At 61.5% G+C, this 19,895-nt stretch carries 16 protein-coding genes; 7 read left to right on the top strand and 9 right to left on the bottom strand.

Annotated elements, in window-relative coordinates:
* Nucleotides 1-1,437 (bottom strand): extracellular solute-binding protein, encoded by a 1,437-nt coding sequence (locus AUR65_RS08855; RefSeq protein ID WP_058566490.1) that lies wholly within the window; start codon nt 1,435-1,437, stop codon nt 1-3.
* Between the two features lie 53 nt (nt 1,438-1,490).
* On the bottom strand, nt 1,491-2,516 hold the full coding sequence (locus tag AUR65_RS08850) for a zinc-dependent alcohol dehydrogenase family protein (protein ID WP_058566489.1): 1,026 nt from the start codon (nt 2,514-2,516) through the stop codon (nt 1,491-1,493).
* Between the two features lie 269 nt (nt 2,517-2,785).
* Between AUR65_RS08850 and AUR65_RS08845 the strand changes: the two genes are divergently transcribed.
* The gene (locus AUR65_RS08845; protein WP_058566488.1) at nt 2,786-3,544 is read left to right on the top strand and encodes an IclR family transcriptional regulator; all 759 of its coding nucleotides are present in this window, start codon (nt 2,786-2,788) and stop codon (nt 3,542-3,544) included.
* A 47-nt stretch (nt 3,545-3,591) separates the two neighbouring features.
* Here the strand turns inward: AUR65_RS08845 and AUR65_RS08840 are convergent, their stop codons facing one another.
* Nucleotides 3,592-4,842, bottom strand: coding sequence for an ABC transporter substrate-binding protein (locus AUR65_RS08840; RefSeq protein WP_058566487.1), 1,251 nt, complete (start codon nt 4,840-4,842; stop codon nt 3,592-3,594).
* 129 nt (nt 4,843-4,971) lie between these two features.
* Nucleotides 4,972-5,985, bottom strand: coding sequence for an NADP-dependent oxidoreductase (locus AUR65_RS08835; RefSeq protein WP_058566486.1), 1,014 nt, complete (start codon nt 5,983-5,985; stop codon nt 4,972-4,974).
* A 164-nt stretch (nt 5,986-6,149) separates the two neighbouring features.
* Between AUR65_RS08835 and AUR65_RS08830 the strand changes: the two genes are divergently transcribed.
* Nucleotides 6,150-6,794 (top strand): SDR family oxidoreductase, encoded by a 645-nt coding sequence (locus AUR65_RS08830; protein ID WP_058566485.1) that lies wholly within the window; start codon nt 6,150-6,152, stop codon nt 6,792-6,794.
* Between the two features lie 459 nt (nt 6,795-7,253).
* Here the strand turns inward: AUR65_RS08830 and AUR65_RS08825 are convergent, their stop codons facing one another.
* The 3 genes from AUR65_RS08825 to AUR65_RS08815 all read right to left on the bottom strand — a co-directional run bounded on the left by AUR65_RS08825 (nt 7,254) and on the right by AUR65_RS08815 (nt 10,935).
* Entirely contained in the window at nt 7,254-9,233 is a 1,980-nt protein-coding gene (locus AUR65_RS08825; RefSeq protein ID WP_233194341.1) for a TRAP transporter permease, read from the bottom strand.
* A 214-nt stretch (nt 9,234-9,447) separates the two neighbouring features.
* Nucleotides 9,448-9,870, bottom strand: a complete 423-nt coding sequence (locus AUR65_RS08820) for a universal stress protein (protein ID WP_058566484.1) — start codon at nt 9,868-9,870, stop codon at nt 9,448-9,450.
* A gap of 3 nt (nt 9,871-9,873) precedes the next feature.
* The gene (locus tag AUR65_RS08815; protein WP_058566483.1) at nt 9,874-10,935 is read right to left on the bottom strand and encodes an isocitrate/isopropylmalate dehydrogenase family protein; all 1,062 of its coding nucleotides are present in this window, start codon (nt 10,933-10,935) and stop codon (nt 9,874-9,876) included.
* 176 nt (nt 10,936-11,111) lie between these two features.
* Between AUR65_RS08815 and AUR65_RS08810 the strand changes: the two genes are divergently transcribed.
* Nucleotides 11,112-12,251, top strand: coding sequence for a TAXI family TRAP transporter solute-binding subunit (locus tag AUR65_RS08810; RefSeq protein ID WP_233194340.1), 1,140 nt, complete (start codon nt 11,112-11,114; stop codon nt 12,249-12,251).
* Between the two features lie 340 nt (nt 12,252-12,591).
* Entirely contained in the window at nt 12,592-13,332 is a 741-nt protein-coding gene (locus AUR65_RS08805; RefSeq protein WP_004975960.1) for an IclR family transcriptional regulator, read from the top strand.
* Between the two features lie 264 nt (nt 13,333-13,596).
* Here the strand turns inward: AUR65_RS08805 and AUR65_RS08800 are convergent, their stop codons facing one another.
* Nucleotides 13,597-14,925 (bottom strand): glycerate kinase type-2 family protein, encoded by a 1,329-nt coding sequence (locus AUR65_RS08800; RefSeq protein WP_058566482.1) that lies wholly within the window; start codon nt 14,923-14,925, stop codon nt 13,597-13,599.
* Between the two features lie 515 nt (nt 14,926-15,440).
* Between AUR65_RS08800 and AUR65_RS08795 the strand changes: the two genes are divergently transcribed.
* The 3 genes from AUR65_RS08795 (at nt 15,441) to AUR65_RS08790 (ending at nt 18,055) form a co-directional block, all read left to right on the top strand.
* A complete protein-coding gene (locus tag AUR65_RS08795) occupies nt 15,441-16,649 on the top strand; it encodes an MFS transporter (protein WP_058566481.1) in 1,209 nt (402 codons plus the stop codon).
* A 109-nt stretch (nt 16,650-16,758) separates the two neighbouring features.
* On the top strand, nt 16,759-16,908 hold the full coding sequence (locus AUR65_RS19935; RefSeq protein WP_004041982.1) for a DUF7535 family protein: 150 nt from the start codon (nt 16,759-16,761) through the stop codon (nt 16,906-16,908).
* A 166-nt stretch (nt 16,909-17,074) separates the two neighbouring features.
* Nucleotides 17,075-18,055, top strand: a complete 981-nt coding sequence (locus AUR65_RS08790) for an intradiol ring-cleavage dioxygenase (protein ID WP_233194339.1) — start codon at nt 17,075-17,077, stop codon at nt 18,053-18,055.
* 636 nt (nt 18,056-18,691) lie between these two features.
* Here the strand turns inward: AUR65_RS08790 and AUR65_RS08785 are convergent.
* Nucleotides 18,692-19,561, bottom strand: a complete 870-nt coding sequence (locus tag AUR65_RS08785) for a class 1 fructose-bisphosphatase (protein ID WP_058566480.1) — start codon at nt 19,559-19,561, stop codon at nt 18,692-18,694.
* Nucleotides 19,562-19,895: the final 334 nt, after the last annotated feature.

Genomic DNA, 19,895 nt, shown 5'->3' with positions numbered 1-19,895 from the left:
TCACTCGCTGTAGATCTCCTCTGCGACCTCGGCGGCCGTCGTCATCGCGGCCTCGGGGGACTTCTGGCCCGCGAGGGCGCGCTGGAGTTCCTCGGAGTAGCGCTGTCCCCACTCGGGGTACTTCCGGTCGAACGGGTCCGGCGACGCCGACTGGAGCGATTCGAGCGTCACCTGCGCGAACTCCTCGCCGACCTGCGAGCGGAACTCGTCGTTCTCCCAGACCGACTGGCGGACGGAGAAGGCGGCGTCGCTGTGGAGGTGCATCCACGTGTTGGTCGGCTCCGAGGTCGCCCAGAGCATGAACAGGAACGCCTGCTTCGAGTTCGCCGCGTTCTTCGACGTCGAAATCTGCCAGTTGTACGCGTTGGGTGCGAACTCGCCGTCGGCCGGCTTGGGAACCTTCGCGATGCCGACGGTGTCGGAAACCGACGACTCCGAGCCGGTCAGGCCGGGCCAAAACAGGTTCGCGTCGGCGACGATGTGGCCCGCGCGGCCCTCCTGCATCGTCGAGAGCACGTCGGACCACGACTGCGTGGACGCGCCGTCGGGGCCGTAGTCCCGCAGGAGGTTCGTGTACCACGTCGCCGCGTCGATGACGCCCGACGAGTCGAGGCCGGAGTCGGTCGGGAACTCCGTCCAGAGAGACGTCCCCATCTCGCGGAGGAGCATGTTCAGGATGAAGATGTTCATCCCGTAGCCCTTCTGCCCGCGGCCGACGGTGCCGACGGCCTCCGACTCGTTTTCGTGAATCGTCTGGGCGTTCTGTCGGAACTCCTCGAGCGTCTCTGCGACTTCGAGGTCGTGTTTCTCGTAGAGGTCCGTCCGGTAGAACTGGGTCTGGACCTCGACGGTGATGGGCAGGCCGGTCCACTCGTCGCTGAAGCCGCCGCCGTGGGCCTGCCACCGCGACGCCTCGAAGAGGTCGTCGGGCTGGTACCAGGCTTCGTCGTACAGGCTCTCGTCCTCGAAGTAGGGGTCGAGCGGCTGGAGCCAGCCTTCGTTTCGGTACTGGTTGACCACCTGGTCCATGAAGAAGACGTCGAACTGGCCAGCGCCGGTGCTCACGTCGGTCTGGCGCTTCGTCCGGAACTGGTTTTCGGGCAGGATGTTCCAGACGACGTCGATGCCGGTGAGTTCCTCGAAGACGGGTATCGCCGGCTTGATGGCCGAGACCCACGGGTGCTGGACGGCACCGATGTTGATCTGCGAGCCCTCGAACTGCGCCCAGTCGATGTCGGCGTCGTACTCGCTGAGCGGGATGACGGGTTCGGACGACGACGCAGTCGAGGTGCCGCCGTCGGTGCTCTCCCCGCCGTCAGTCGAACCGCCGCTGTTCTGTGCCTGTTCGCCGCCGCGGGTACAGCCGGCGAGGCCGCCGAGGAGACCCGCTGCTGCTGCCGTCTTGATGAAACTTCGTCGGTTGTGGTCGTTCGTCATTGGTAGTGATGTGGTGTGTGATGTGTCTGAGTGGTCAGTCGCGTCGTGCCGCGTCACCGGGCCGGGTAGATAATCTTCTTCAGCCCGCGGTTGTCCTCCATCTGGTCGAAGGCGGTTTCGAGGCCGGTGAGCCCGAACTCGTCGGTGACGAGGGTGTCAACGTCGATGCGGCCGTTCTGGAGCAGTCGCACCGCTCGCGCGAACGTGTCCGGCGTGAGCGAGTAGCTCGAAACGACCTCGCGTTCCTCGAAGAACAGGTCGTACGGCGAGAGTTCGATCGTCGCGTCGTTCGGGGGGACGCCGAAGATGAGCGTCCGGCCACCCGGCCCCGTGAGCGAGTGCGCCTGCGCGATGGTCTGGGGGAGGCCGACGGCCTCGACGGCGATGTCTACGTCGCCGACGAGGTTCGGAATCACCGTCGTCGGGTCCGTGACGGTCGGGTCGATGGTGTGGTCGGCACCGACCGCTTTCGCCACCTCTCGGCGGGTATCGACCGGTTCGGAGACGACGATGGTCCCCGCGCCGCTCGCCCGGAGCGCCTGGACGAGAAGCAGGCCGATGAAGCCCGCACCGACCACGACGACCGTCTCGCCGCTCGTCAGGTCGACCTGGTCGACGCCGTTGATGACGCAGCCGAGGGGTTCGGCGAACGCGGCCGTCCGGTAGTCGAGGTCGCCAATCGGTTCGAGGTTGCCGACGGGGACGGCCGCGTACTCCGCGAACGCGCCGTCGATGACGTGTTTCGCGGCCCCGCCGAGCGAAGTGAGGTCGTGACAGAGGTTCTCCCGCCCGGCCTTGCAGGCGCGACACTCGTGGCACGGCACGGACGGGTTGATGGCGACCCGGTCGCCCACCTCGTAGGCGTCGACGTCCGACCCGACAGCGACGACTTCGCCCGCACTCTCGTGGCCGGGCACCGTCGGAAAGTCGACGTCGAGGTTGCCGTGGTACATGTGCAGGTCGGTCGTACAGACCCCACAGGCGTGTATCTCGACCAGCACCTCGTCCGCGTCGGGGCGCGGTTTCGCTGTGTCGGTTATCGCTACCGTGTGGGTGTCCGTCAGTTGGGCAGATTTCATTGGTTCGACCGTGACAATCCGTTCAAAAACTGATTGATAAAACCCCATGGCCGAAATCGAAACCGCTCGTTTAGAGAGCCATACTACCGAAAATCGGACGATTCAGATTGTTTCGCAGAGCAAAACGAGGTAGCTATTGCCGGGCATTTGTTGTATAAGCTATAATAATTAACAATTGTGCACGTACTGGGGGCGTGTGTGGTGTGGGCCGTCGTTCTGCTCTGAAAAACAATTTCTATATAGCCGTGCTACCTCGTCGCACTATAGAGATGACGGGGACAACGACGGTCGACGCGACGATGAACTCGTTTCGCATCCTCGAGCGACTGGTCGCGTCCGACGAGGCGCTCGGCGTCACCGAACTCGCGGCCGACGTCGGGCTCTCGAAGGGCGTCGTACACACGCACCTCAACACGCTCGCGGAACTCGGCTACGTGACGAAACGAGACCGGAAGTACCTCGCGTCGATGGGGCTGTTGGCGCTCGGTGAGGACGTGCGGTCGCACCTCGGCGTGTTCACCGCCGCGAGACGGCACGTCGACAACTTGGCGCGGGTCACCGGAGAGGTCTCGACGCTGTTCGTGGAGGAAGACGGCGTCGGTATCTGCGTCTACATGGCCCACGGGTCGAACGACTGGACGCCCGAGTACGCGTGTGGAACTCGCATCCCGCTCCACGTCACGGCCCCCGGAAAGGCCATGCTCGCGTCTCTCGGCCGCGAGCGCGTCGCTGACATCCTCGACGAACGCGGCCTCGATGCACAGACGGCTGAGACGATTACCGACCGCAACGTGCTCCGCGGCGAACTCCGAACGATTCGCGAGAACGGGATTTCGTTTTGCAGAGAAGAACAATCCGCGGGGGTTATCGGGGTGGGAACGTCCATCGCCCTGACTGAGCGCGCGCCAGCGGCGGCCATCGGGGTCTGTGGACCGTCGAGTCGACTCACCGGTCGGTATCTCGAAGAGGACATCACCGGGCAGGTCATCAGCACCGCGAAATCGATTCAGGTCGACCTGACGAGGTGACTCGTGTGGGTCGGAGGTGACGCTGCGCGCTCACCCCGGCGACGCGCCTACAGATTCTCGCCCGTGACGATTTCCTCGACTCGCCCGTGGTCGAACAACTGTTCGTCGGCCCCGAAGTCGGGGTAGTCGTCGCCGTCCTCGTAGGTCGGCCACTCGCCGAACTGGTCGGGATACAGCTGTTTGGCCGTCATCTCGGTCTGGAACAGGTTCATCAGCGGCCCCTGCCACCGGGTCCCCTGCGGGTAGACGCGGTCGTTCTGGACGGCGGCCAGTTCGCGGCCGACCGGGTCGTCCTGGAGGTTCTGTTTCAGCCCGTCGAAGTCGAACGTCTCGGTGACCGTCCACAGCGCGAGAATCACGTCGGGGTCGGCTTCGAGAAGCGCCTCCATGTCGACCTCCTGGAACGGCCCCGTGAATTCCTCGTCGCCGAAGGCGTCGACCGCGCCGAGCGGCCGAGTGTGGGCGTTCCAGTAGCCGGGCGCGTTCAGGCGGAGCAGGTAGATGCTCGACAGGTCCGTCGAAATCGAGAGGTACGCGGCGGTCGGGCGCTCGGACTCCGGCGGCAGGCCGTCTTCGATGGTAGTGAGCTGGTCGTCGCGGACGGACTGGAGCGCCTCGTAGCGCTCGCGCTCGCCGTACAGCGACCCGACGCGTTCGAACAGGTCCCAGAGGTCGTAGTACTCGTAGCCGTCGGCCCACTCTTCCGGGGGCGTGGAGTTGAAATTGCTGTAGTAGTTTCCGAACCACGGGCCGATGTTGTCCGCGACCTCGTCGATGTCGGCTTGGTTCCAGTTGTCCTGCGTGGACACCCACGCGGGGTCGACGAGGTGGAGGTCGCTGTCGAGTTCGTACAGTTTCTCTTTCGTGAAGCCGTACTCGCCCGCCGCGTCGGCCCACTCGATTTCGAAGTCGTCGAAGCCGGCGGTGAAGTACTCCAGGCCCGCGACGGTGCCGTCCCACCAGAGGTTGTTCACGGTGTCGCCCTGCCCGAGCGCGCTCGCCATGTCCGGGAACCACGGGAAGTGAGTGAACACGTTCGTCGGCGGTTCGTCCAGCGTGACCGTCCCGACCGGCGATAACTCGGCCGTGTAGCTGGAGTCGTCGGTCTCAGTTTCGGTCGCCGTCTCGGTGGCTTCCGTCTCGGTTTCGGTCGCCGTGGCGGTCTCAGTCGCCGTGGTCGTCGCGTCGCCGCCCGACTGCCCGGCGCATCCCGCGAGCACCCCGCCACCGAGGAGCGCGCCACCGTACGTCAGGTAGTCTCTCCGCGTCGGCCCCGTGTTCTCGTCGGTCTCTCTCATACGAATTAGGCTCACCTAAACCGATATAGGTGCTTCGAAATTTAGGCCGGGCTAAAAATGAATGACACGACGGTCCGCGTTCTGGGGGGCGACCGTCACCTCACCGACGGTCGGCGGCGAAGCTGCGCGTTATGGTTCGGACACGCCGACGACCTGCTTGCCGATGTTGTCGCCGGAGAACAGGCCGAGGAACGCGTCGGGCGCGTTCTCCAGGCCGTCGACGACGGTCTCGCGGTGTTCGAGGTCGCCCGATGCGACCCACGAGCCGAGTTGCTCGCTGGCCTGGCCGAATCGGGTCGCGTAGTCGCCGACGAGCAGTCCCTGTACTTTCGCCCGCGGTGCGATGAGTTGCGGGAGCTTTCGCGGGCCAGTCGGCACGCCCTCGTCGTTGTAGTGGGCAATCTGTCCGCAGACGGCGACGCGGGCGTCGAGGTTCAGTTTCGTGAACACCGCGTCGGTGATGGGGCCGCCGACGTTGTCGAAGTACACGTCGACGCCGTCGGGCGCGGCGTCGTCGAGCGCCGCGCGGTAGTCGTCGACTGCTTTGTAGTTGATTGCGGCGTCGAAGCCGAGGTCGTCGGTGAGCCACGACACCTTCTCGTCGGAGCCGGCGAAGCCGACGACGCGACAGCCGTTGAACTTCGCAATCTGGCCGACGACGGAGCCGACTGCACCGGCCGCGCCGGACACGACCACCGTCTCGCCGGGCGAGGGGTCGCCCACGTCGAGCAGGCCGAAATACGCCGTCCGGCCGGGCATCCCGAGCACGCCGAGGTAGGCGGGGAGGTCCGCGACCGATGGGTCGACGGGCGCGACGTTATCGGCGTCGAGGACGGTGTAGTCGGCCCACGTGCCGTTACCGCTCACGAGGTCGCCGGCGTCGTACGCCTCGCTCTCGCTTTCGACGACTTCGCCGACGACGCCGCCCTGTAGTGGGTCGCCGACCGACCACGGTTCTGCGTACGACTCTGCGTCTCGCATCCGCCCGCGCATGTACGGGTCGACGGAGAGGTATCGCACGCGTACGAGGAGTTCTCCGTGTCGCGGCTCCGGGAGGTCGCCCTCGCGGAGTTCGAAACTGTCCATGTCGGGTTCTCCCTCGGGGCGCTCGGCGAAGATCCACTCGCGGTTCGTATCGCGCATACCCGAACACCGACCCGCGACGGTAACGACGGTGTTGTTTCCAGCAGCACCGTCCGGTTCGACGGGAAACGCCGGGCATCGGTGCGCCGCCGCGACGAGTCACGGACACCACCTTCGCCGAACCCAGCCCCTATCTGGCCGGGGCGACTACGCGACGGCGAACGATGCAAGTCGCAGTCATCGGCGCGAATGGTGGTATCGGACGGCAGCTCCTCCCGCGACTCGCGGACGCCGGTCACGACCCCATCGGCGTCGTCCGCGACGAATCGCAGTTCGAGGCGGTCCGCGACCGCGGCGGCGAGCCGCGACTGGGCGATCTCGAAGGCGACTTCGAAGCGGCGCTCGAAGGGGCCGACGCGGTCGTGTTCACCGCCGGCTCCGGCGGGTCGACCGGCGCGGACAAGACGCTCATGGTCGACCTCTGGGGCGCTCGACGGGTGATTGACGCCTGTGTCGAGGCGGGAATCGACCGCTTCGTGATGGTGAGCTCCATCGGCGCTGGCGACCCGCTCGCCGGCCCCGAGCCGCTGCGACCGTATCTGGTCGCCAAGCGCTGCGCGGACGACTACCTCGAACAGTCGTCGCTCGACGCGACGATTCTCCGCCCCACGAGGCTCACCGACGCGGAGGGCACCGGGGCCGTCTCGCTGACTGTCGAGGGTCTCGATGGCGACACGCCCGAGATTCCGCGGGCCGACGTGGCACAGGCGGTCGTCGCCTGTCTCGATATCGACCGGACGGTCGGCGAGACGATGCACCTCACGGGCGGCGAGACGCCCATCGAGCAGGCGCTTCGGGGTGGCGACTGAGCCAATATTGTCTGAATAGTGATACTCAACACAAGCAGGAGAAATGCAATAAATAAACAATAGTGTAGTGAAGTATCAGTTTTTGCTAATACAAATTTCGTGACAAACTAAAACATATAATACCACTATTAGGTATTTAAACTGCTTTCGGACAGATAGTGGCGACTATCTACCGTTTCATATTTTGTGCGCACAGTTTCGAGAAGGGGGGACGCCAATATAAAAATGTATAGAAATGGCACAACTATATTGGTTCTCTACCGATCTATATCAGAAAATACATCCAAGAAAACGTGGTCAGCGAAAAGTATCATCCACGTAAGAGGACATCCCACAGTATGTGCTGTGGGGGAAGAGACGACAACTGTCCTCGGGAGTGAAATCGACGAGTGGTACGTGTTTCTCCCGGCTACCGGTTACCGGTCGGTGTCTTGTATTGACGGTTGTACATCGATGGACCTAGTTGTTGATGGTGTCGCCGACAGCAACGTTACGAGTCGCGAGCTGTTGGACGACGAAGAGCGTGATAATCACGCCAGCCCCCGCGTACTGAACTGTCGAGTTGGGGTACACCATCGTGAGGACACCAACCACAAAGAACGCCACTCGAGTGCCGAGTTGCGCCCATTTGCCGTAGCCAAAGCGGTAGTTGATTCCGTGGATGATGCTGATGCCGCCCAGCAAGATGAGCAACCCGGTGAAGACGGCACCGCCGCTGAGTACCCCTGAGACGATGACAGGGTGGTAGATGAACGAGAACGGCAAGACGAACAGTGGGGCGGCGACTTTGATGGCTTCGTAGCACGTCTCGACGAAGTCGGCATTCGCGATACCGGCGGCGACCGCGGCACACGTCGCAATCGGTGGCGTGAGTCCCGAGAGAATCGCGCCGTAGAAGACGAAGAAGTGGGCAGCCAGATCGGGGACGAGGAAGCGACTGACGAGCGTCGGAGCCACGAGGAGTGCCACAACGGTGTAGGCGGCAGTCGTCGGCATCCCCAACCCGAGGAGGATACAGATCACCATCGATATCAGAACAGCGACGAGCATGATGCCACCCGAGATATCCATCATCGAGAGGGTGAGGATTCCGGGGACGCCCGTAGTCATGAGAATATCAACGACGCCGTTGATCGCCGCGAGGATAATGGCGATGGGTGCCGTGATGATCGCACCGCGCCGGAAGCCAGCCACCGTGTCCGAGAGCGTCTCTCGAGTCGCGGCCGTCACCGAGCGCGACTCGTACGCCGCCTGGAAGACGGGGAATGTGATGCCGGTGATCAACATCGTGACGGCGGTGTACAGCGCGGACGTCATCACAGTTAGCTGAATGACGCCGAGCGTGTACACCAACACGCCGAATGGGATGATGAACTTGACCGTGTCGACGAGGGTGTCCCGACGAGTCCGGTCTTCCAACTCGTCGAGGACGGCGTCGACGTCGATCGAGTCGAGCTGATTGCTCGCGATGTAGTGAACCGCGAGAATTATACACACCATCATGATCATCGCCGGAATGAGCCCCGCGGTGATGACGGTCACGTAGCTGATGCCGAGAAGCGAGGCCATGATGAACGCTCCCGCACCCATAACTGGTGGAAGAACCTGCCCAGTTGTGGATGCGACCGCCTCAATCCCCCCTGCTGTCGAGGGCTTGATGCCGTTTTCTTTCATCATCGGGATTGTGAACGACCCGGTCATACCGGCGTTTGCGGTCTGTGAACCGTTGATCGAGCCGATAACCGCACTTGCGACGACAGCGGTCTGTGCAACGCCCGAGTCGATGTACTTCGACGTTCGGACGGCTCCACGGAAGATGAGGTCGAACGCACCATAGCTCTCCAGCAGCCCCGCATAAAGCAAGAAGAGCGCGATCCACGCCGCGACTAACTGAGTCAGGAAGCCGTAGAAGCCGGTGATGTCGAGTGCGAGCAAGAGGAGCAGTCGACTGTAGCTCAACCCGCTGTGCCCGAGGATTCCGGGAATCAGATCACCGAAGTAGCCGTACAGGAGCGCACCCACAAGGATGCTAAGGAACGTCAGCCCGAACGAACGCCACGAGAGGTAGACAATTGCTGCGAGGAATGCAGCTGCCAAGGCGTACTCGTGTGGAAACGCGTAGCCAACACGGTCGATGTACAGTTCCCTGAAGTGCAGGTTGACGTAGACGGTGATGGCAATGGTGATCACTAACGACCCGAGTAACAGGGCTGCGTCGAGATAGTCCCGATCAGCGATGACATCTTCGAGTTCGTTGAGGATGTACACCCCGATTGCACCGGCAATGAACAGGACACCGTACTGTGCCCGCGGCATCGACACGGTGTAGGCATAGAAGATAACGAGTGCCCACAACGCGAGAGCAGCGAGCGTTAACGTCCCACCCACCGCGTCTTCCAGGTCTGTTGATCTCAATCGCTGGATACGTCTTGCTACCATGGTTCACTCTCACAGTAGATTCAAACATATAAATTAGTTATGGTAGACTCAGTCATATGGCGACGTCTTGCATGACAGCAGACAAACGAATCCGTACCTGAGACGTCCGAGTACATCGGCTCTCGGTTTCCGGGGAGTGTGACTGAAGCCGTTGGGAGGCAATCTCAGCTGACGAAAACGGGAGTGGGGCAGCAGGCTGTCGGGCGGTCAGGAACTAGGCAACGATGACTGGACACTCGGCGTCAAGCAGGACGCCCTGTGTGACGCTCCCGAAGAGCACTTTCCCAACCGGAGAGCGACTGGCGGGCGCCATGGCAATCGCATCGGCGTCACAATCCGCTGCAGTCTGTACGACCGTCGCCGCTGGGTCGCCGTGAGCCGCCTCGAACGTCCAGTCAATTCCGTGCTCGTCCAGTCTCTCGCGGGCGACAGTTACGCTCGATGGCGGATCGTACTTTTCGAAGAGTTCCTCCGACGTCACGTGTCCACCGCTGTCGTCGATTGCATCGAACTCCTCGAACACGTTGAGGATCGTGACGGTGACGGCTGACTCGGCAGCGGGGAGGTCGGCAACCGCGTCGACTGCGGCTGCCGTCCGGTCTTCATTCCCGTCGACCGCAAGTAGCACGTGATACATGGGTTACTCGAGAAGTCGTTCTTCGAGGTCGCCCACAACATCCAGCGTCGTTGCCGTGCCACCGATGTCGGGGGTCCGCGGTGCGTCCGAATCAGCTAGCTGTGCACCGACGCCGTCCCAGAGCGTCTCGGCGAGGTCGTCCTCTTCGAGATGCTCGAACATCAACGACATCGACAACAGCATCCCGACCGGGTTCGCGATGCCCTCTCCCATGATATCGAAGGCGCTCCCGTGGACCGGTTCGAACATCGACGGGTACTCCCCGCTCGGGTTGATGTTCGTCGACGGGGCCATCCCAAGACTCCCGGAGATGATGCCACCGATGTCGGTGAGGATATCGCCGAACAGGTTCGATGCGACGACGACGTCGAACTCGTTGGGACGACGAACGAAGTCCATACTCCCGGCGTCGACGAGGAGTCGTTCGACGGTGATGTCCGGGTATTCCTCGCTAATCTCCTCGACGATTTCGTCCCAGAACACCATCCCGTAAGCCTGTGCGTTCGACTTCGTGATGTTGGTTAGTTTTCCACTCCGCTCTGTCGCGGCCTCGAACGCGGCCCGGACGATTGCTTCGGTCCCCTCGCGTGTGTAGACCGCCGACTGAACTGCGACTTCGTTCCCGAATCCTTGGTGTTCGCGTCCACCGACGTCGGCGTACTCGCCTTCGGTGTTCTGCCGGTAGACAACGAGATCGATATCACCGCCCCCGTAGCCACGAAGCGGGCTTTCGACCCCATCAAAGAGATACGAGGGGCGCTTGCAGATGTGCTGGTTGAATCCCTTGGTGATCGGGAGGCGAAGGTTCCGGAGTGTAACGTGGTCCGGCACGTCTGGGTGACCCACCGCACCGAGCAGAATCGCGTCAAACTCTTTGAGCGTCTCTAAACCGTCGTCGGGCATGAGCGCACCCTCTTCGAGATACCGCTCGCTTCCCCAGTCGAACCACGTCGTCTCAATCTCAACGCCGTGGGCCGCAGCAAGTTCGATGAGAAGTGGCTCGGTCGCTTCTGTCACTTCGATTCCGATACCGTCGCCTGGAATCACCGCTATGTCATACGACATCGGTCCGATTGATGCTCTATCTTGATAAAAATATTTGGGTGGCGACCAACCAAGGGGGTATCTCGCTCTCAGGCCGACTGCCACAGGACCGACCCCCTGAGGATAATTTGAGTACCAATCAAATATTGGAATTAACAACAAGGTTTATCATTGATGTACATGAACGTCAAGAGCGGATGTCTAAGCAAGCACACAGCGCACGGACTAGACGGAGTATTCTCAAAGCAGCCGCTGCGGGTGCCGGGACCGTTGCAATCACCGGCTGTCTCGGTGGCGACAGCGAATCCGACAGTGGGTCTGGCAGTGGATCCGGCGGCGATTCAGGGTCGGACGGCGGCTCGAGCGATGATTCGGGTTCGGACGGTGGCTCAGGTGGTACCTCGTACCAACTACGAATGGGCGGCTCCTCACAGGGGAGTACGGCGTTCAACTCGATGCAAGCACTTGCTCGAGCACTCAACGAGCACAGCGACACCCTCCGAATGACCGTCGAGCAGACCCAGGGGAACGTCGCCAACATGTACCAGTACGACCAGGGCAACATCCCTGCCATCGCGACGGACAACAACACGATCAACAAAGCGGTCAACGAAACGGACCGATTCAACGATGAACCGGTCGACAACATCGGCTATCAGTCGTTCCGGTTCAACGGTCTCGATATCTTCTGGGTTGCCGTGGAAGGCTCTGGAATCGAATCGACCGCAGACTTCGCGGGGAAAACCGTCTACCCGATTCAGCCGGGCTTTGGGACGCGACTACTCACCGAAGAGGTGATGCGAGTCGCCGGAATGTGGGAGGAAGTCGACATCATCAACGTCAACACGAGCGACATCCCCGGTGCGATCGAAGAGGGACGCGTTGACGCTGTTGCGGTGTACGGATCGAATCGCGTCGAACTGACTGGCTGGGCAAAGCAGATCGACGCTCGAAACGACGTCTATCTCGTCGATGTCGCCGACGACTTCAAACAGGCCATCGAAGAGGTCGGGGGCGCACGTTTAGCCGAAATCGAGCCGTACGGATGGAATCAGGAGGTCACGAAGGTTACCGACTCGATCGTCAGCTGGAATCTTGACCTGCAGTGTCTGCTCGGCCCGGAAGTGCCAGCAGACGCCGCACACGAACTGGCTCGGATTAGTCACGAACACGGCGAGACGATCCGAGAGGCCGACCAGACGTACGCTGACCACTCTGACCCGGCAGATATGGCCACCGCAGTCATTCCAGAACATCCGGTCCACCCGGGTGTTGCTGAGTTCTACAAGGAACAAGACGTGTGGGACGACTCCTGGACCGTCGGCGACGAAGCGTAACGAAACCAAACTGACGGACGTTTCGTTTTTTATGATTAGTCACCGATTGCACTTCGTATTCAGCAACTTTGTATATAAAGTTCCGTATCATGGCACACACTCGATGCTGATTAGCGGCCAGTATGGGGTCTCACTTCGTTGCGTTCGAAGACGGATGTATGGACACGCGAACAACCATAATGATTGTTGAGTGCATATGTGTGAGTATGACTCACACGAACACTACGTGTGTACGCCGAGACACGCGCGCCAATCCGAAGTGAGGCTCTGAGTGTTCTGTTCCACATTGTGAAACTTTATGTGTCATCGCTGAGAATCACGACTAACGGAAACACAAACCATGAAAACGACACACAAGCTGTTCAGGATTATCGAGGAACTACGAGACCGAAACGGGGCTCGAGTATCGGAACTGGCGACGGAGTTAGAGCTGCCCAAGAGCACGGTTCACCGGCATCTCAAGACACTCGAAGAACGAGAGTACGTGATGAAGACGGGGGATCTCTACTACATTGGCTCCCGATTTCTTTACATCGGTATGGGTGTAAACAACCGACACGAGGCGTTCGCTCAGATCGAACCGAAAGTCAAAGCACTCGCCTCGGAGACTGACGAACGTGCTCAGTTCATGATCGAAGAACACGGCTATCTCGTGTACATCTATCGAGAAACCGGAGAACACGCCGTTCAGACGAACACACAGCTCGGAAAGCGAATGCCAATCCACGCGACCTCCGGTGGAAAAGCGATTCTCGCTCAACTGACTGACGACCAAATCGCTCGCATTATCGAGCGTCATGGGCTCCCAAAAGTCACCGAGAACACCATCACGGACGAAGACGAGCTCTACGACGAACTCCGCGAGATCAGAGACGAGGGCGTCAGTTTCAACGATCAAGAGTATATCGAGGGTCTCCGGTCCGTCTCAGTTCCAGTTATCAAGCCGAACGGACAGCCGTTAGGTGCGATCGGTATCTCTGGTCCGCAGAACCGGTTCAAAGGCGAATTCTACCGCGAAGAACTGCCAGACAAACTCCTGGGAGTCGTCAACGAGGTCGAGCTCAATATGAAATACCAGTAGGACGACTGCCGTGCGGGTGAAGCCATGTTCGTGCGATACATTACAAATATACCGTTGTAATCTCTTGCCACATAATCTATCATCGATAATTATGTCCCGTGAGATGGAACCTTATATAGTACGTGTTGTTGCGTAGATAGATGCCGGCCGGCTCGCTGCTGGGTCACGATTGAGACATTCTCGTGCGGACCACGGCTCACGAAGGGGAAACACAGAATATCGGGTCTACCCACGGGAAGTCCCGGGGCTTGACCCCGAAGTAGTTCACGTCGACGTGATTACCATCACACGAAGATCGTTTACATTTGTCCCGGTCGGCCCCGATCGAAGAAGTGCCCCCGTGGCATCGAGGTGTGGATAAACGTCGTTTTGTGCGAGCCCAGCCTGTGCACTCTCCTGGTCGTCAAGTAGCTCGGCATCGACGAGTGCCCCAGCGGCGTCGGTATTGCCATCGATGCCATCCGTATCAACCGCTCCAACGACGACGCCCGCCGCATCGAGTTCGAGTGCAGCACTCAACGCGAACTCTTGGTTTGGTCCGCCATGTCCGTCGCCCGAGACGGTTACTGTTGCTTCGCCGCCGGAAAGGACGACCGCCGGTGGTTCGACCGGTCGTTTCGCGGCGAGCGCTTCCTCTGCGAGACCGACGTGTACTTTCGCGATTTCGCTCGCTTCGCCTCGGACATGCGATGACAAGATCATCGGCTCGTACCCGTGTTCGTGAGCGACTTCGGCGGCACTCTCCAGCGCGGTTCCGTTATCTGCCAAGACGTGAACGTCCACACCAGCGAAGGCCGGGTGGTCTTCTGTAGGCGTTTCTGGGTGCTCTCCTTGGCAGCCGTCTTTGAGGTGGCGCACAACCGGTTCAGGCGGTTCGATGTTGTAGCGGTCGAACACCGCTTGTGCGTCGTCGTATGTCGTCGGGTCCGGCGAGACAGGGCCGCTCGCCACTGCACCCAAATCGTTCCCGACGACATCGCTGAACACGAGCCCGATGACATCCGCTGGCGAGGCAGCGACCGCGAGACGACCGCCCTTGATTGCTGAGAGATGTTTTCGAACCGTATTGATCTCTCCAATCGTCGCACCGGCCCTGAGAAGTGTCTCGGTGACTGCCTGTACGTCACTAAGAGTGAGTGTACCCGCTGGGGCAGGAAGGAGAGCGCTCCCCCCACCCGTCACGATACTGAGCACGAGATCGTCTGTCGTCGCGTCTGACGCGAGCTCCAGTAGCTCGGCGGTCCCCGAAACGGCGGACGCATCTGGAATCGGGTGAGACCCCTCGACACAGCTGACCCTCGAGAGCGAAACAAGATCGTCTGTCACGACCAGTCCGTCGTCGATTCGGTCGGACAAGCACGTCTCGAGGGCCGCAGCGACGTGGGCAGCGGCGTTACCACCACCCAACACGAGCAGGCGGTCGTAGTCGTCGAGGTCGTAGTCGTGCTCACCGACGTGTAACGTGTTGTCAACTACCGACACAGTCCGCTCGATAACCGACTGCGGGTGTGCAGCGCGAATCCCCGCCTCAAGGCAGTCGAGTACGAGTTTGTGTTCGGATGTAGCTGCAAGGGCAGCCCGATTTGCAAACATCAGTGGATACTCTCAACCAAGAACTCAAAAATGTACTGGCGTTCCGTGTCTCGTGTCGATAGGTAGCTCCGCGACGTTATCGTGCCTTCACAAGCCTATTCTCTCTCCCAACGGGATAGTAACGTCATCCAGGAATATTGAGAATGAACAACAATACAAATACTAGATCTCAGGAATGGGACAGTCAAACCCAGGAGAACGTAGTTGTCACCATATGTCTCAAAAAAACCTCGATAAAATATGTGTGCCGCACTTCTAATCAGATTCATCAGCTATTTTTGCCGTGATATCTTTTTCCATAGTGTTTCACATCGGCAGTCGTCCCAGATAATCGAGCGAAGATAGATTTCACTAGTAATGGAGTATTGTACTATCTTGTGCCAATTGGTCGAGGCAACACCGTGCTCGAAGAACGACAGTAATCGACAAAAAGTACAAAACTAGCGTGTGGCTCATTTGCTCAGCACAGCAGAACGACAAACGATTTCAGCCCACGCCGAGCAGGTGGTAAAACCGTGAGTACGACAACGGACGGGATGGGCACGCGACGCGAGATACTGGGCCTCGTCGTCGGCTTCTTCCTGCTTTCGACGGCGGCCGCGGCTTACGAAATCGCCCCGGCAAGCGTCTTTCCGGCGATTCAGGAGTCTCTCGGGCTGAGTTCGAGCGCGGCGGGCTGGCTCGTCAGTATCATGTACGCGACGGCGGTCGTCACGAGCGTCCCCGTCGGCGTCGTCCTCGACCGGTTTTCCGTGCGCCGCGTGGTCGGATTGGCGACCGTCGCGCTGGTCGTCGCCGGCGGCTGGGGCTGGTACGCGGCCACCGCCGGCGCGTACGGCTGGCTCCTCGTTTCGCGGGTGCTCGGCGGCCTCGCGTACGTCACGTTCTGGAACGCGGGCGCGAACGTCGTCGGCAACGCGGTCCCCGCGGAGCAGCGTGCGACCGCGGTCGGTGTGTTCACCGCGAGCGCGCCGGTCGGGTTCGCCCTCGGCCAGTTCGGAAGCCCGCTCATCGCGAACGTCGCCGGGTGGCCGGCGATTCTCCCGCTGTACGCCGCGCTCGCCGTCGTCGGCGTCGTCTTTTTCATGCTCGCGACCCGCCGCCGCGTTCCCGGCGTCGACGCGCCCGCGCCCGACCGGGCGGCGCTCCGCGAACTGTTCGGCAGCCGGGCGGTCTGGACAGTCTGCGCGCTCTGCTTTCTCGCCTACTCGCTGTACCTGTTCGTCAACACGTGGCTCCCGAGCTTCCTCGCAAGCGAGTTCCCGATTTCGCTGGCCGCGAGCGGCCTCCTGACCGCGCTCTTTCCCGCCATCGGCGCGGTCGCGCGCTCGACCAGCGGTGTGGTCACCGACCGCGTGTTCGGCGGCCGTCGTCGCCGGGTCATCGTCTCGTCGTTCGCCGTCGCAACCCCCGCGATCGTCGCGTTCGCGTTCGTCTCGGGACTCGGCGCGGTCGTCGTCGGGGTCGTCATCGTCGGCTTCGCCATCCAGCTCGTGACGGGGCTCATCTTCTCGTACATCGCCGAACTCGTCGCCCCCGCGGTGCGGACGACGGCCGTCTCGCTCCTGACGAGCGTCGGCCTCCTCGGCGCGTTCGCCGCGCCCATCGCCGCCGGCGCGATTATCGACTACGCGGGGTACGAGCCGGCGTTCTTCGCCGCGGGCGGGGTCGCCGTCGTCGGCGTACTCTTGGCGCTCCGCGCGCCGGAACCAAGTCGGGCGTAAGCCCACCGTTGCGTCGTGTTTTCACCCACAACTGTCGCCCCCGCTCTCGCGCCTATTTATATATTAACTATCCAGTTAGCTTATGTATAGGGCAACCCGACGAGTAGGTATGGCTCGTGCAGTCAACCCCGTTCGAACCGACTACTCGAACATCCAGATGGGTCTGATGGGGACGCTCATCGTCGCTGGAATCGCGGTGCTGATGATACCGTTCGCGCCGTTCATCCTCCTCGGACTGGTGTGGCGGCTGTTCCACTAGACGCGCCGACCTCCCGACAGGCCGCAGTTCGACACGTGTTTTTTGACCGCCTGACCGTCGGGTGTGCCGCGACGCCCCCGATGGCACTCGAATTTGTGGATAACTGGGGCCGCAGTTCTGCCCCAGTTCGGCCAACGGTTATCGGCCCGACGGCGAACAGACGACTATGGACAACGACGACGAACCGGTCGGTCGGCTGCTGACGCGGCGGCAGGCGCTCGCGGTCGGCGGGACGGCCGCGGCGGCGTGGCTCGCCGGCTGTACGTCCGGCGGCGACGCCGAGGGGACAGACACCGAGAACGCGACGAGCACCGAGACGACCGTGTCGCCCGCGATGTCGACCGACGACCCGGACTACCCGGCGACGGGGACCATGACCGATACGTCGGTCACGACGAGCGACGGGACGACCGCCTGCGTCGCCCAGCCCGAACTGACCGAAGGGCCGTACTACGTCGACGAGAACCTCCGACGCTCGGACATCCGGGCGGACAGCGACACCGGCGAGCAGGAAGACGGCGTCAGGCTCGACCTCAGGTTCAAGGTGTTCGAACTGACCGAAGACAGCTGTACGCCCCTCGATAACGCCATCGTCGACGTGTGGCACGCCAACGCCAGCGGCGTCTACTCCGACGTGGAGATGCAGAACACCGTCGGGCAGGACTTCCTCCGCGGGATTCAGCTCACCGACGACGTCGGGGCGGCGTCGTTTACGACTATCTACCCCGGCTGGTACACGGGTCGCGCCGTCCACATCCACTTCAAGGTTCGCTCGTCGGACGACGCGACGGAGGCCTACGAGTTCACCTCACAGTTGTTCTTCGACGACGACCGCACCGACCGGGTGTACACCCAAGCGCCGTACGCCGACCGCGGCGACCGCGACACGCTGAACTCGGAGGACAACATCTTCCAACAGGACAACGCGGCACAGTTAGTCCTCGACGTCACCGAGACGAGCGAGGGCTACAGCGGCACGCTCAACGTGGCGCTGTACACGTCCGGCGAGACGGCGGCGGACGACTCGTTTTCGGGCGCTGACGGCGGTCCGGGCGAGCCACCGAACGGGTCCGAACCGCCGAGTGGGTCCGAGCCACCGAGCGACTCCAGCCCGCCGGCCGCGATGAACGACACGACCACCGAGTAGTCGTCGCTCTGACCGCTGGTGAGTCCGTCGCGACGCCGCAAACACAGCCGGCGGCGACGTTCATCTCTTGGTAGCGACGCGTGCCGTAGTACTTCGCTGTAGCGACAGACTTTACGGATAGTAGTATATATCAGGTGGATAGAAAACAGTCTTTGCTGCTGTGGTAGCAGGTATTAGAAAATACGCCGATGTGAGCGTTCTAGACCGCCGCGAACTCGTTTGTACTCATTCAAACACCAGATTACAACCTCTGTACAATTATAATCTGAATCACCAATTATCGCTACTTTCGATGTGGTTGTACGAGATATCACGTGAGAAATTCGAACTCCCCGTGAAAACTACATATTCCAGAATGATTCTAGAAAACATAATATTTCTGTCTTAAGCTCGGGCGGGGAAATTCGACTGCTTCCGCGGTCTCTACCCGCCGCGGTCGAACTCGTCGTCAATCATCGCCAGCGCGCCGCCGGAGTTGAACAACAGACGACTCACGACCACCCACGTCGGCACCGCGAGGACGACCAGCGCGACCGTACTCACGAGGGGCGACAGCGGCAAAACAAACGCAACAGTAACCGATTCAAACCCTACCGTCCGAGAGTTCTAATTCGACTGTGACGATATCCGCGACCGTCAGTCCAGTCGCGCTTCCAGCGACTCGACGAGCGGTTCGTTGCCGATGTAGACTGGCACGCGGTCGTGGATACCGTCGGGCGTCCCGGAGAGGAGCGACTGCTCGCCGTCGGAGGACCGCCCGCCAGCGCACTCGATGATGTAGCCGATGGGGAAGCCCTCGAACTGCTGTCGGAGTTTGCCGCCCGGGGCGTCAGTCTGTGCGGGGTACGCGAAGACGCCGCCGTAGTGGAGAATCTGGTTCACGTCGCCGATCATCGACCCGCCGTAGCGGAGTTTCATTCCCTCGGTCCGCTCCGTCTCGCGGGCGAACGCCTCGAAGTCGTCGAACCAGCGGTTGACCCGGCCGCCGAAACTGAAGATGGCGGGGTCGTCAGGGAGCGTCAGTTCCTCGCGGAGCGGACGCTTGATGCCTGATTCGAGGATGTACTCGCTGACGACGCCGTCGCGGGCGGCCACGAGCGTCGTCACCGGGCCGTAGAGAATGTAGCCAGCGGCGAGCAGGTTCTCGCCGCCCGTGGGGAGCGGTTCGTCGTAGATGCTGTAGAGCGTCCCCATGACGTTGTTCGGCTTCAGGTTCGTCGACCCGTCGAGCGGGTCGAGCGCGACGGACACGCCCTCGCCGATGTCGATGACGTCGGCGCGCTCCTCGCTGGCGTACTCGCCGACGCCGTCGAGGGGGCGGAGTCGCTTCAACAGCAGTTCGTCGGCGTAGGTGTCGGCTTCCAACTGGCGCTCGCCGCTCGGGTTCGTGCCCTCCTCGTAGACGCGTCGGCCGGGCAGCCCCGCCCGAATCGACGGCGCGGCCGCACAGAGCGTCTCGACGACGGCATCGACCACGTCGTCCGCCCGACTCGATGGGTCTGTCATGTGTTCGATACACCCTGCGGAGTCGGGGATGCGCCGAAGCGATTCGACGGGACGCCGACGGGCGGCGCGCGGACGGGCGTCGGGGTGGTCGTCATAACCGACAGATACCGTGGGCGGAGTATAGTTCTGTCCCCGCGCGTAAGCGTTGCACCGCGCCGACGACGGAGTTGGCGGCGGGTTTTCGACTCGGGCACTAGTAGAATCCTCAGTCGCAGAGCGGTTGTCGGGGCCGCGCTGAACACAGCGCGCGAGTCGGTTATCGGGTGAAACCGACGACGTCTCGTGATGCACCAGCGTCGGGTCAAGGAACATCAGGCACTCGTTAGAGAGAACA

The sequence above is a fragment of the Haloferax marisrubri genome, from assembly GCF_001469875.2.
Lineage (GTDB): Archaea > Halobacteriota > Halobacteria > Halobacteriales > Haloferacaceae > Haloferax > Haloferax marisrubri.
This window is presented reverse-complemented; position numbering and strand designations above follow the sequence as displayed.